At 70.0% G+C, this 12,547-nt stretch carries 12 protein-coding genes; 3 read left to right on the top strand and 9 right to left on the bottom strand.

Annotated elements, in window-relative coordinates:
• Window positions 1–46: 46 nt before the first annotated feature.
• From ACZ7DL_RS38610 to ACZ7DL_RS38600, 3 genes are all read right to left on the bottom strand, one after another.
• Window positions 47–214 (bottom strand): hypothetical protein, encoded by a 168-nt coding sequence (locus ACZ7DL_RS38610; RefSeq protein WP_470781687.1) that lies wholly within the window; start codon window positions 212–214, stop codon window positions 47–49.
• Between the two features lie 89 nt (window positions 215–303).
• Window positions 304–597, bottom strand: coding sequence for a hypothetical protein (locus tag ACZ7DL_RS38605; RefSeq protein ID WP_470781685.1), 294 nt, complete (start codon window positions 595–597; stop codon window positions 304–306).
• Window positions 598–664: 67 nt separating this feature from the next.
• A complete protein-coding gene (locus ACZ7DL_RS38600) occupies window positions 665–853 on the bottom strand; it encodes a double zinc ribbon domain-containing protein (RefSeq protein WP_470781683.1) in 189 nt (62 codons plus the stop codon).
• Window positions 854–1,143: 290 nt separating this feature from the next.
• Here ACZ7DL_RS38600 and ACZ7DL_RS38595 point away from each other — a divergent pair, with 290 nt between their 5' ends.
• A complete protein-coding gene (locus ACZ7DL_RS38595; RefSeq protein ID WP_470781689.1) occupies window positions 1,144–3,690 on the top strand; it encodes a helicase associated domain-containing protein in 2,547 nt (848 codons plus the stop codon).
• Window positions 3,691–3,912: 222 nt separating this feature from the next.
• Here the strand turns inward: ACZ7DL_RS38595 and ACZ7DL_RS38590 are convergent, their stop codons facing one another.
• Window positions 3,913–4,065: a hypothetical protein gene (locus ACZ7DL_RS38590; protein ID WP_470781681.1), complete on the bottom strand. Its 153-nt coding sequence runs from the start codon at window positions 4,063–4,065 to the stop codon at window positions 3,913–3,915.
• A 604-nt stretch (window positions 4,066–4,669) separates the two neighbouring features.
• Here ACZ7DL_RS38590 and ACZ7DL_RS38585 point away from each other — a divergent pair.
• The gene (locus tag ACZ7DL_RS38585) at window positions 4,670–5,254 is read left to right on the top strand and encodes a hypothetical protein (RefSeq protein ID WP_470781679.1); all 585 of its coding nucleotides are present in this window, start codon (window positions 4,670–4,672) and stop codon (window positions 5,252–5,254) included.
• 377 nt (window positions 5,255–5,631) lie between these two features.
• Here the strand turns inward: ACZ7DL_RS38585 and ACZ7DL_RS38580 are convergent, their stop codons facing one another.
• The 5 genes from ACZ7DL_RS38580 to ACZ7DL_RS38560 form a co-directional block, all read right to left on the bottom strand.
• The gene (locus ACZ7DL_RS38580; RefSeq protein WP_470781677.1) at window positions 5,632–5,934 is read right to left on the bottom strand and encodes a helix-turn-helix domain-containing protein; all 303 of its coding nucleotides are present in this window, start codon (window positions 5,932–5,934) and stop codon (window positions 5,632–5,634) included.
• 84 nt (window positions 5,935–6,018) lie between these two features.
• The gene (locus ACZ7DL_RS38575) at window positions 6,019–6,999 is read right to left on the bottom strand and encodes a tyrosine-type recombinase/integrase (protein ID WP_470781675.1); all 981 of its coding nucleotides are present in this window, start codon (window positions 6,997–6,999) and stop codon (window positions 6,019–6,021) included.
• A gap of 40 nt (window positions 7,000–7,039) precedes the next feature.
• Window positions 7,040–7,714, bottom strand: coding sequence for a hypothetical protein (locus tag ACZ7DL_RS38570; RefSeq protein ID WP_470781674.1), 675 nt, complete (start codon window positions 7,712–7,714; stop codon window positions 7,040–7,042).
• Between the two features lie 730 nt (window positions 7,715–8,444).
• Window positions 8,445–10,604 (bottom strand): NACHT domain-containing protein, encoded by a 2,160-nt coding sequence (locus tag ACZ7DL_RS38565; RefSeq protein ID WP_470781673.1) that lies wholly within the window; start codon window positions 10,602–10,604, stop codon window positions 8,445–8,447.
• A gap of 710 nt (window positions 10,605–11,314) precedes the next feature.
• Complete coding sequence (locus tag ACZ7DL_RS38560; protein ID WP_470781672.1) at window positions 11,315–12,082, bottom strand: hypothetical protein; 768 nt, start codon at window positions 12,080–12,082, stop codon at window positions 11,315–11,317.
• A 188-nt stretch (window positions 12,083–12,270) separates the two neighbouring features.
• Between ACZ7DL_RS38560 and ACZ7DL_RS38555 the strand changes: the two genes are divergently transcribed.
• Window positions 12,271–12,547, top strand: a 277-nt coding sequence (locus ACZ7DL_RS38555) for a hypothetical protein (RefSeq protein ID WP_470781670.1), incomplete at its 3' end; no start/stop codon positions are given.

The following is a 12,547-nucleotide window of genomic DNA, read 5'->3' as shown; positions in this document are numbered from 1 at the left end:
GTGGCATCCGATGACGGTCCGTCATCGGATGCCACACCCCCGGGGGTCAGCGTCTGCGGGCCCAGCCGGCACCGACTCCGGCCACATGCAAAGCCAGAGCTGTCAGCCCCAGCAGCATGACGTTCGTCGAAGAGAACGCATCGTTGGTACTGATATCAGCCGCGTTGATCAAAAACGCAAAGAAGAACAGCACTGCCGCGACTACGCCAAGCATGACGAGCTCCTTCCACAAGGGGGTGAAGCCCGTATGCCCGGCTATCGCTCCCACAGACCCCGGACGCCCGGGCCATGCCAAGCGGTGAGTCAGACATGCGCGTGGTGCGGCCTGGCCGCCCGCCGTGGTGCGGCGTGGTGCGCGAGGCCGGTCGAGTCTGTGCTCTGAAGGCGCTGGAGCCACAGGGAAGCCGTGAGCAGCAGGCCGGTGAAAATGGCCAGGAGGAGGACGGAGACCCACATCTGCCGGCTCCCGGGAGACTGCCAGCCGGTCCAGCCCGTCGATGCCGCCCACATCAGGGCGCCCATCGTGTAGAAGGTGCGGATCCGGCGCAGCTGCCGCACGGCCCGCAGGGACATGATGCGATCAGTCGTGGATGCCATGCCGGCCCGTGTACCCCGCTGCAAGCGGTTCAGCAGGCCGGGTTTGCTTCTGCGGATTCGTTCACTTTTACTCTTGCTGCTGGGTGCGCCCCTCGAAGTCGCGTCGCACTGCCGCTCCTTGGTCTTCAACCAGCCCTGCACTATCCGGGAGATCCAGGACGGCGCCGCAGTGGCTGCACAGTTTCCCGTCTTCGGCAGGCGTACCGCAGGCCTTGCAGAACCGGTTTCCTTGATTGTTCTCGGTCTTCTGTTCCATGGTCTCTCCCGGACGGTGGGCAGTGATAACTGTGGAGTACCCGTGGCTTCCGTGTCGATTCTTCACCGAGGCTGCTTCATTTTGAAGCTGCGATAGACTCTGGACTTAGACGGCTCTAGAGCTGTGGGCGTGTGGCCCGCTCGAGGGTGGTCCGCTGTATCCCGCGCCGGGGCATGGATCCGGTGTCTCGGTGGAAACACTGTGGCTCAACAACCGGCGCCTGGAGGCCAGTTGATTGTGATCCGCGGAGGGAAAACTGTCGTCCGGAGCGCGGGAGAGGTTGGACCGAAATGACGGTGAAGGCACTCCGTCCTCACCAGCGAGAAGCCGTTGACGCAGTACTCCGGGTGCTCGACTTGCCTGCAAGATCCACCGTGCCGGAGCGGGGGCTGCGGACGCAGGTGGTCATGGCGACCGGATCGGGCAAGACTCTCGTCGCCGTGCGCAGCGCGGAGGAGCTGCAGGCGGGCCGGGTCCTGGTGCTCGTGCCCTCACTGGACCTGCTCGCCCAGACCGAGGCCGCCTGGCGCGAGGGCGGCCGCGCAGGCCCGATGATCGGGGTCTCGTCCCTGCGAGGTGAGGAGGCGTCCTTCCCGAACACCACGGACGTGGGCGAGCTCGTCGACTGGGTGCGGCCGCTCGACAAGGTCACGGTGTTCGCCACGTATGCCTCGCTCGGGCTCGGCACACTCGAGCGCGCGCACACCGCGGGCCTCCCGGGGTGGGACCTGATCGTCGTGGACGAGGCGCACCGGACTTCCGGGCGGATCGGCAAGCCGTGGGCAGTCGTCCACGACAACACCCGCATCCCCGCCCTGCGCCGGCTCTATATGACCGCCACCCCAAGGTTGTGGCAGCCGGACGAGGACTCCGGGCCGGGCGTGCCGGGCGAACTTGTCGCGTCGATGGATGACGACCCGGCTTCGCCGTTCGGCACCAGGTGTTTCACCCTGACGCTCTCGGAGGCCGTGGACAGGGGCATCTGTGCCCCCTACCAGGTGGTGTGCGTGGACATCGCCGACACCCAGCTCCAGGCCGCCCAGCTCTTGGGCGAGGACGCACGGTCCGAGCAGGTGCGCGGGGCCCGGCTCGCCGCGCTCCAGACCGCGCTGGTGAAGGCCTCAGCTGAGGAAGGTTTTTGCAGGACGCTCGTCTTCCACCACGTCGTCAAGGAAGCCGAGGCCTTCGCGGCCGGCCTCCCCCACGTCGCCGAGCAGCTGCACGCCGCCGAGCCGGAGCTATACCCGCGCACCGTGTGGGCCGACTGGCTGTGCGGCGACCACGGGGCGCTCCACCGGCGTCGTGTGCTGGACGAATTCTCGCGAGGGATCGCTGCTGACGGCACGGTCGTGGAGAAGACGTTCCTCGGGTCCGTTCGCGTGCTCGGCGAGGGGGTCGACACCCGCGAATGTGACTCCGTGTACTTCGCGGACGTCCGCGGCTCCATGCCCGACCTCGTCCAGGCCGTCGGCCGCGCCCTGCGCATCCGCCCCGGCGAAGGCAAGACCGCCTCGCTCGTGGTGCCCGTCCTGCTAGGGCCCGGAGAGACGGCCGACAACATGCTGACCTCGCGGGCCTTCAATGGCCTGGCCAAGCTGCTAGAAGCGCTCAGGGCACACGACACCCGGGTCGTGGAGGCTCTGGCGCAGCCCCAGGCGCCAAGCCATGTGAGGGGCGTACAGACCCGCTCTGGCAGCGACCAGGGTGAAGATGAGGCCGGCGACCGAAGCGACCGGCTGTCGGTGCCGGCCCGGGAACTGCTGAAGTTTTCGACGCCTCGGGACCCCGCGCAGCTGGCGGCGTTCATCAACCTGCGCGTCCTCAACCCCGAACACGCCCACTGGCGACGCGGCATCGAAGCCGCCACCATCTACCACCGGCTCCATGGTGATCTGCGGGTGCCGTTCACGCACCGCGTGCCCGGCCACGACGACAAGGCGGTAGAGGCCGAGGGGTGGCCGGCCTCGCTCGCTGATTTCCCACTAGGGCAATGGATCGCCGACGCCAGAAGGTTCTACGCCCGCGGCCGTCTGGACGCCGACCGCATCGCGCAGCTGGAAAAGCTGGACATGGTCTGGTCACACTACGACGTCGCCTGGGAAGAAGGCCTCGCCGCCGCCCGCGGATGGGCGCAGGAGAACGGGCATCTCCTGGCCCCGACGGACGCCACCTACAAGGGATACCGCGTAGGGCTGTTTCTGAAGAACGCCCGGGCGGCCGCCCGGCGAGCGGCCGTGAACGAGCAGCAGCGAGCCGAAGGCCTGCCCGTGGAGTCGTCGGCCGGGGCACTGTCGCAGGAGCGGCGCGAGCAGCTCGAGGACATCTACCCCGCCTGGTGCCCCGCCTGGCCAGTGGAATGGCAACGCGCCTTCCACCTCACCCGACAGTACCTCGACGCCGGCGGCGAGCTACCCATGACGCCGGGCACCGCCGTGCACCAAGGCAAGGACCTCGGACGATGGGTACGCTCCGTCCGCCTCGGCTGGGACAACCTCACCGGCGCCCAGCAATGGCTGTGCGAGCAGGTCCTCGGCATCCAGCCCGCAGCCGACGACGAGAAACCCCGGCCACGCCGCACCCAGGCCGACAAATGGGCCATGAGCCTGGCGGCTGCCCAGCAGTACTACCAGCGCGAAGGACACCTGCAGGTGCCCAGGAAACACGTCGAGACCATCGTCCTCGGCGGCCAGGGGGACGACGGCAGCAGCCAGGACCAGGAAAAACAGCAGATCAAGCTCGGGGCCTGGATCAGCAATCAACGCAGCAGAGCCGCGACGCTCACGCCCGAACGCGTCGAACAGCTCTCCGCCATCGGCATGCGCTGGACCTGTCTGTGAGCGGGCCGCCCCCGCCGCTGGTGCAACGCGCGTGCCGACCGTACTGTGAGGGTTCTTTTAGCGTGCGACATGCCGTACGAAGTGCGTACGGACGCGATTCGAGGCTTGCGCTGGGCTCGCACGTGATGCGACTCCAGCCGCTCACCGGTCCATGCCGTCGCGGTTCACCCGCTTGGAGGTTAGATCGAGGCATGAGGCCGGCACGTGCTGGTGATCTCGTTTTCACCGGGCCGCGTTCTCGGTGCGGATCATTCGGCGCAGGCAGGTGCGGGCGGCGGTCAGGTCTTCTTCGAGGGTGCTGATGCGGGCGCGGCATGTGGCGTTCTCTGAGGCGGCTTCCTCTAGCCGGCGGGTGAGGTCCTGGTTCAGGGGCATCGAGTGGGCGTGACGAACAGTCCACCGTCACACGGGTCTGGTGAGCTTTGGGTAGGGCCGGTAGTGAGCGACTCCCGCGTAGGACATCCCCAGGGAGACAGTGAGGATCTTGGCGTCGAGTTCGTCGGCGAGACCAAGCAGACGTGTGGAGCGCAGAACTCGGGGCAGCAGGCCGACGGGCGCGAGGCTGTCGCGGATATGGGCGGCGCCGGCAGGTCCGTGGTGTGTTCGGGTGAGCCTGGTGACGAGCAGGTGGCGATTGCCCGTACCGAGTCGGCGCCGGTGCTCCTGGCAGCGCTGCAGCGCCTTCCACGTCGCGCTGTCCAGGTGGGAGATGCACTGATCTGCCGGGAAAGCGGACGCTGTGGCGGTCGGGGTCGATGTCGGCGTCGGTGAACCGGCGCAGCTCGGTGATGGTTGCTGCGTGGAGGAGAGCGGCGAGGCCGATGAAGGCCTCGTGCGGGTGGATGTCGTAGTTGGTGGCCCACCGTTCGTACAGGGTGCGCTGCCTGGCCGGGGTGAGGGTGGGTCCGTGAAATCCCCTCTGCTGGACGGCGATGATCGGGTCCGTGGGGTTGTGGAGGATGGCCCTGGAGTAGTGGGCGTGAGCGAAGAACTGACGCATGCCCGCGAGGTGGGAGGCGCGGCGGGCCGGGGCCAGGGCAAGGAAGGACTCCAGGTCTGCGGTGGTGACGCTCGCCCAGGCTCTGTGTCCCTCAAGATGGAGGGCCAGGTCGCGGATGGTGTCCAGAGGGATCTCAACGGTCTCCAGCCGGTTCGGGCGCAGCCCGAGCTGCTGGGCTCGCTCGCGCTGGAGCAGCAGGAAATCTGCGAAGGCGGCGGCCTGGGGGCGCAGTGGGCCGGGGACGACCCCGATGCGGCGGGTGCGGCGGGCTGCTGCGCGCCGATCGGCGAGGTCCGGTGGCGGGGCGAGGCGGCCGTGGGTGTAGAAGAAATCGGTGAGCGCTCCCACGATTTCGGGTGCACTGCTGCGGGCGTGCGCGAGCAGCTCTCCGGGGTTGCCGGTCGCGACCGCAGTGATCAGACGTGCGGTGGCGGCGACGACGTCGGCCGCGTAGATGGGGTGGCGGTGATCTGCGAGGTGTGCGGCAAAGTCGCTCCACCAGGGTGGTACAGCAGGCATGCGCTCGGCCCAGCCGACCGCACGGGTGATGACGGTGTGCGGTGAGTGCTCGTAGCAGCATTTACACAGGCCCTTGGCCCACTGGCCGCTGGTGCCACAGCGTTCACAGTATGCCGGGGGCGGTGCGGTGGCCGGATCGGTGCAGGCCCGGCAGCGCCGGGTCGCCGCGTCGAGGGTGCGCCGGCGCCCGCAGTGCCGGCACGGGCCCCGTGCCCGTCGGCCCTCCGAGCGGTGCCGGCAGGCCGCACACAGGTCCTGGGCGGATCGCCGTGGAGCGCCGCACAGGACGCAGGTCCGTGAGCACCAGGCGCAGCGGCCGGTGTCGGGGCGCAGGCGGTGGCAGGCCGGGCAGGTGTCCCTGGCCGTCCGGGGTACGGCAGCGGCAAAAGGCGCGGGTGGGTTCGCGGCGGGTTCGGGTGCGGTCACAGCGGTGGCAGCGATCGGCGGCAGGACGTGGGCTGCTGCTGCGGAGGCTGCCGGTCGGGGACCGGGTCGGGGCGCGGCGGAGGCATTGAGGGTGCGGTGGATCCGGGCAGGGTCAGCAGGTCGCCGGGGGTGCAGCCGAGGGCGGCGCACAGTGCGGCCAGGGTAGACAGCTTCACCTGGGAAGGCTGTTTGGTGAAAAGGGCGGACACCGATGCCGCGGACAGTTCCAGACCGGCGCGCTCGGCCAGCAGACGGCGCAGTTCGGTGCCGGTCCAGATGCCGCGGTGTGCCGCAGTCATGCGCAGTTTCCACTCCACTACCGGTGGCGGGGCGGGTGTCTCCACGGCACGCAGAGGAGGTGTTGTCACGGGAAATCCCGGGGGTCAGCCGGCCAGGCCGGTCAGGGCTCGGGACGTGGCGCGGCGCCAGGCATCCTCGACGAAGGTGAGGCAGGGCCGGACGTAGGCCATGGTGGAGGCGATGTGCTCGTGGCCGAGCAGTTGCTGGACGGTGATCAGGTCCATGCCCTGTTCGTAGTGGTGGGTGGCGCAGGCGCGGCGCAGGTCGTGTGGGGTGAACTGGTCACCTTCGATGCGGCCTTCGGTGTCCAGAAGGCGGGCCAGGCGGTCGCGTACGGTTTCCGGCTTCAGCGCCGCGCCGTGGGCGTCGCAGAACAGTGCGGCGGTATCGGGAAACAGGGGGCGGATGTCGCTCTGGTACCAGGCAAGGATCCGGTCCAGGCCGTCCAGCATCGGGGCCCATCTCGGGCGCGGTCCCGAGGTGTTGGCCGCCTTGCCGAACCGCACGTGGAGCTTGCCGGACGGGCCGAGTTCGGGGTGGACGTCGCACAGTTCCAGGCGGAGGGCTTCACTCAGCCGCGGCGCGGAGTGGTACAGGGTGCGCCACAGCGCGTAGTCCCGGGCCGCGGCCGGGTAGTCGGACACGGTGGCCAGGCGGGCGCGGGCATGGGCGAAGAAGGCCGTGAGGCGTTCGGCGGTGGGCGGCAGCCGGTGCGCGGGCTCGTCCCGGACGTGGCGCAGCCGGTTGAAGCGGTCCAGCGGATCACCCACGGCGGTGCCGTACAGGGCGCGGATCTCACTCGCGTAGCGCAGGCGTACGAACGTGTGGAAGGCGCGCAGCATGTCCAGGTAGCGGCGTCTGGTTCCCGCGGTCCGGCCCTCGAGCAGCAGGGTGTGGAGCATCGCGTCCACGTGGGCGGGCTCGATCTGCCACACCGGGCGGTCGAAGTGGGCCAGCACCCGGGGAAGCAAGGAGGTGTAGGCGCCGATCGTCGTCGGGGCGAACCCCCGCACCACCCACGTCGCGGCGAACGCCCGGACACAGCTGGCCTGGAATACCCACACGTCCCGTGCCTGTCCGGCATCGCCGGCATCGGGGTCCCAGTCAGCGCGCCCGCCCTCCACCAGCCGGAGAAAAGGCCTCTCCCCCACGCTCCACCACCATCACGTCGACGACCCCCGGCACCGCGCCCTGGGTCGCCATCGCCTGCCCGACCGCCTCGGCCACGGCCCGCACCGACGACGTCCGCACCAGCTGCGCTCCCGCCGGCAACGCCACACCTGCCAGCGCACCGTTCTCCCCCACCGGCAAGCTCCCGGTCGCCTCTGGTACGAGACGCGGCAGCCGGCGCGCAGCCACTTTCGCCGCGCCTGCCTCACTCGGTCCGGCCAGAGCGAGGTCAGCCAGTGCCTGCCGCGTTTGCTGCTCTTCCCGCTCCCGCCGCGCCACCGCGCGGTCCGGCAGGAGCCTGCCGGCCTGAAGGTCCCGGCGCACCACCCGGTGCAACGACGCCAGCGAAGGCACCTCGCCCCCGGCCGCCTTCAGATGCCGGTGCAGCGCCGCAACGTTCCCGCCCGCCTGAGCCAGCACCTCCCACATCTGGTCGGACAACTCCAGCCGGGCCCGCGGCCTGCGCTCCATGCGGCCCTCGGTCCGCGCCGCATCCAGCCAGCGCCACACCGTGCGCACATTCACCCCGCCGACCTGGGCGCCCGCACGCACATGCGCCGTGGTCAACGCCCCAGCCGCCTCGAGCTCCAGCAGCCGCGCAACCAGCACCGGTCTGGACACCCTCAACCCCGCCGTGACCTCACCCCACGCGCCCGCCTCCCCCACCCCGCCCCCTTCCGCCCGCGCAAAACCGACACCGACCACCGTGCCGCCGCGCAGCCCTCGGAAAGATCAGAAGTGCCGTTCTCAAGACAGTGGAACGGAGCGGGGTGTACCGCCGCGTGTCAGCCGCAGCCGTCGCATGCACCGCCCCACGACAGCGACCACGCCCGTCCTCAACACCCGACCAGCGAAAACACCCAACTCTGATGTGCCGTCACTGACACCCACCCACCGACACCAAACCGGCACATCACAGTTGGCCGGGCGCTCCGGGCAGCGCCAGCGTTCCGCTCGCGGGGGTCGCTCAGGCGGCGTGCGTGCGTGCAGGCGGACAGGGACGAGTCGCCGGCCGCTCGTGGAGGCCGGGCTCTCTGCTTCAGGCATGGATGGCCTTTTGGCCTGGGCCGCAGAAGACGGGGCGAAAACTTTCCTCTTAGTTCAGTCAACGAGCCGTAGACCCGGCCGCGCAGCAGTTGCTCGTCGCCGTTCATGACGATCAGCCTCTCAGCCGCTGCTGACAAGCAGCCCCGGGGCGGCGTGCCCGTACCGGGGGCCAGGCCCGGCCAATGCAGTTGCCTTAGCTGGCCACCACGATTCGACCATCCGCTGCCCTTGGCAACGGCTTCCCTGCAAGCGCACGACGGAGGCGGACAAGATCCCAAGACAACGCGGCCGATCATGGTTGGCGTTGTGCGAGGTGGCGTTGGAGGTCGAGGTGACGGAACTGGTAGACGGCTCCCGCTTGGCGTAGTACGCCTCGCTGCTCGTGGGCGTCGGCCAGGAAGCTCATGAAGCGCCAGGGCACACGCCCCGCTGCCGCCAATGCGGTCCGAGCCGCCAGGAACCGCATCCACACCGACCGGGCGAGTCCGAGCATGGAGCCGAGCGGGAGTCCGAGCAGGAACCCCGAAATCGCAGCTGTGAGCAACAAATGGAACCACTCCGGGGACCAGACTGGCATCCCAATCGGCCCGGCGACCCCATACGCGATTGCGATCACATGCGCGATTGCGCCCAGGGTCGCCACCGCCAGCGTGATGATCCAAAAGGTGCGCCGATCCCGACGCAGGACCGTGCCGGGTCCCACTGCCTTGTCCAGGTCGGGGTGTACCGATCTGACTCCGCCCATGAGCGCGAACAGGAGCCCGACGAGGAGTCCGGCCACGACCCCGTTCCCCCACCCGCTCACGGACGCTACTGCGCTGAAGGCAAAAAATCCGAACACGAGCCCGAAAGGGAGTCCGGCGGTGAGCCAGGATTTGCCTCTCCAGCTCCAGCGGATCCCTGAACTTGGGTTTCTGTCTCTTACGGACCAGGCGATGACCCCAGCCATCACTGCGCACATGAACCCGATAACGCCCCCAGTCAGAAGCCCGTAGAGAGGCTCGCCTTGCAGCCAGGCATTGAGAACGTTTGGTAGTCCGGCCATGAGCCCGACAGTGAGCCCTGTCGCAAGTGCCTGACGGGGCAGAGCGAGGGGGAGTTGCCACCAGACGAGGTTGGGGGTGCCGTTGAGGTGCTGTTGGAGGTGGTGGGCGAGGAAGGTGAGGGCCTGTTGGGCCTGTTGGGCCGTCCAAGGCGTGGGCTGGTCGGGGTGGGGGCGGTAGGCGGCGGGGATGAAGGCGGTGAACAGGTGGGTGTCGATGTCCTGGCGGGTGGGGAAGCGGGCCTGGTCGAGGAGTTCGTCGGGGTGGGACAGGTCGGGTAGGTCGGACAGGTGTTCGTCGGGGCGAGGGTTGTAGATGGTGCGGGCCAGGAACAGGCCGAGCGGGGTGCTCAATGCCTGGGAGACGGGGGCGGTGGTGCCCAGTGAAGCGGTGACCCGTCTCCAGCGGGCCGTGGCCTTCGGGCCCGGGCCGCCGGCGTCGCGTTCCAGGTAGGCGGCCGCTTTCACTGCATCCAGCGGGAGGAGACGGATGCCGGCAGCTCCGTTGAGGAGCACGGTCACCCCTGCCGGTGTGGCCAGGGCGCTTCGGTACTCGGCGGTGCGGCTGGAGAGCACCAGCGGCTGCCGGGCCGGCAGTGCCTGGTTGATGGCGTGCAGCGCCCGGGCCCGCAGGCTTTCGGGGAGTTCGTCCAGGCCGTCGAGGATGGGCAGGATCAGCCGCTGCGCAAGCAGGGCGCGCGCCTGGGTGCTGGTGGCGGCCTGTGGCTGGTCGGCGGGGACGAGGGCGCGGAGAGCGGGGTGGCCCTGGGCGAGTTCGTCGGCCATCCATGCGTACAGGTCCTGCTGGGCCGGGTCCCAGGAAGCCAAGGGAAAGAGGACCGGCACTGGGCCGCCGGGCGGGCGGTGCTCGAGTAGGCCCAGCAGGAGGCGGATGAGCAGCACGGTCTTACCGGCACCGGGCTCGCCGAGGACCACCAGACGGCGGGTGGGTACGCGCTCGAAGGCCTCGATGATGTCGCCCCCCTTGCCGGCCAGCCCTGCCGGGCTGCGAGCCCACGCGCAGTCGGCTCCGGGGGACTTTCCGGGCCAGTCCTCGGCCAGCTCCTTCAGATGAGCCCACGATTCGACGAGGTCCGCGTCGGCCGCCTCCCATGCGACCGGCAGCGGGAAAGGGTCGTTCAGGCGGCGTAGCCGGGCCTCCGCCTCCCACTGCTGGCGTACCGCGTGGGCGAGCTGGTCGGCCATGTCCCCCGGACGGGCGGGCGCCGTCCCGGTCTTGCCGGAGCGGATTACGGCGACTACTGCGGCGGGCAGCGCGAGCAGGGCAGTGAACGCGGAGACTACGGTGACCAGAATGTCGACCTTGTGGCCGCCTGCGATGTACCACGCCAGGAAAGCGCCAACCAGGACGACATAGAGCAGCCTGACCTGCTTCGGCACACGTCTCACATAGGGATCATGCAGGACCCTCGACGGCGTTCTGGGGATTTGAGCTCGCTGACGCCACCAGACCGGTAAGCGGCATGTGTCCGCCCGGCTCAGGGAGGTGACGAGGCTTGCTCTGGCTCGGCGAAGGCTTGCCCGAGTCAGGGACGCAAGCATCGGCTCCGGCTACCGCTGCTCCGTCCCAGACCGGGACGCCGGGCGACAGCCGTCGCAGGCACTCGTGCCTGCGCGCCGTCCAGAGGCGTGGCGTGAGCCGCGGGGCGTGGGGCCCCGCCCGTCAGGGAGGTGGATCGCACGGTCAGGGTGTGCCGCGACGGCGACTTTGGCTGCAACACCTGGGAGGCGGCGTGACCTTCCTGCACGCGCACGCGTTGAGCACGGCACGCGTGCAACCCCCCGGTGGACGCAGGCGCAGACGAGGGGCCCGGACCCGTGCCCGGCTTACGGGCCCCTCCTCGCGCGCGGTGGAGCCCGACAGTACTTGCGGGCACGGTGCCAACGAGGGCGGCGCAAGTGCGCGCACTCGCCCGACATCGCGCCGGCAGCCGATACCTCTGGAGGCCCGGCCCGGGCTGCGGCGCGAAGGACCGGCGGTGCCCCCCGTAGGACGGAGAGCGGTTTGTGGGGCTGAGTGCGGCCGTCGCAGGGGTGGTGGTGAGGCGGAACGGTTCACCAGGCTCCGGGGGCGGGCAGGGGCGTTCCTGCCCGCTCTGTCAGCGGGCCTGGGCGCGCGCGGTGTAGTGCTCCTGCAGTCGGCGCAGCATGCTGTGGCAGTACTCGGTCAGTGGCCGGTGCTGGTCCTCGTCGATGACCAGGGCGATGGTGTGGATGCCGTCGGCGCCCTCCATGGCGGCGCGGGGCTGGGAGGCCCGCAGGTTGGGCCAGTAGCGGCCGTGCGCGAATCCGGAAGCTGCTCGCCAGGCGGCGCCCACCTTGATTGCGGTGAGGCCGGCCGAGGGTGCGGCAGCGAGCAGGATCTGGTGGGTGGCGGGTCGGGTGAGCGGGGGCAGGCCGAGGCGGTCGGCGATGCCGCGTATCTCTGCGCGGCGCTGCGCGCCGGTCTTGCCGGCGCCAGAGGGGTGGTGGCCGGTGTCCTGTTCATGCTGGTGGCGGTTGCGCATGTCCTCGTCCCACAGGGACAGCGCGCGGCGTCGGCGTTCGGCCCGGCCCGGGCCGTCGAGGAGCCACAGGGCGGTGGCGAAGTTCTCCAGGGCGCCGCGCAGCAGCGTCCAGGGGCTGGTCGGGTCGACCTCCCCGGCCGCCGTCAGGCGGCGCAGCGCGTCGGTGTGGGCCAGGCCAGCGGTGTAGGAGGCGCGGATCAGGTGCGCGCCGGCGTACGGGCCCAGGGGGGCGTCGTCGGTGGCCAGGCTGCTGGCCGGGTCGGGGGCGGGCAGCTGCCGGTAGGCGCCATCACCGCGGGCCTGCTCGATCACGTGGAACAGCGGCAGAAGGTAGGCGCCCCGGAAGGCCTGCGTGTTCATGCTCAGCAACGGTAGAACGCAAGGGCCGCGCGAGGTAGCCGTTTTGCTGCCCCGGGCCGGGGCGCGCCCGTGACGGGCGGGCCTGGCAAGTCCAGCCGTCCTCGTCCTCGGTGCGGGAGGCGCGCTTTCTGGCCAGTACTCGCAGGTAGCGGTACGGGAGGCCGGTTGGTGGGGGCATGATCGCGGCTGTGTTACGCGACGACGTGCCCGCTTGCGTGCGGTGGGAGATCCTGATGCACGAACGGTTCAGCGGCGTGTGGATCTGCAAAGACTTCGGCCGAGCGACCACCCGTGCGGACCCCGCCGAGTTGGGGCGGGTCGCCCTGGCCGCCCACCTGGCCGGCCGGGACAGCCGGGGCGAAACGTTCCGCGTCGTCGTCCGCACCGACCACGGCAACCACGTCGTCATCACGGCCGACCAACTCACCGACCCCGACTGGGAAGCCGATCCGGCCGTCTGCCAGG

The organism is Streptomyces sp. NPDC036984 (assembly GCF_055607665.1).
This window is presented reverse-complemented; position numbering and strand designations above follow the sequence as displayed.

Coding starts and splice junctions, on each gene's coding strand:
- ACZ7DL_RS38610 (WP_470781687.1), bottom strand. CDS start 214: ATGCTTGGCGTAGTCGCGGCAGTGCTGTTCTTCTTTGCGTTTTTGATC.
- ACZ7DL_RS38605 (WP_470781685.1), bottom strand. CDS start 597: ATGGCATCCACGACTGATCGCATCATGTCCCTGCGGGCCGTGCGGCAG.
- ACZ7DL_RS38600 (WP_470781683.1), bottom strand. CDS start 853: ATGGAACAGAAGACCGAGAACAATCAAGGAAACCGGTTCTGCAAGGCC.
- ACZ7DL_RS38595 (WP_470781689.1), top strand. CDS start 1,144: ATGACGGTGAAGGCACTCCGTCCTCACCAGCGAGAAGCCGTTGACGCA.
- ACZ7DL_RS38590 (WP_470781681.1), bottom strand. CDS start 4,065: ATGCCCCTGAACCAGGACCTCACCCGCCGGCTAGAGGAAGCCGCCTCA.
- ACZ7DL_RS38580 (WP_470781677.1), bottom strand. CDS start 5,934: ATGACTGCGGCACACCGCGGCATCTGGACCGGCACCGAACTGCGCCGT.
- ACZ7DL_RS38560 (WP_470781672.1), bottom strand. CDS start 12,082: ATGAACACGCAGGCCTTCCGGGGCGCCTACCTTCTGCCGCTGTTCCAC.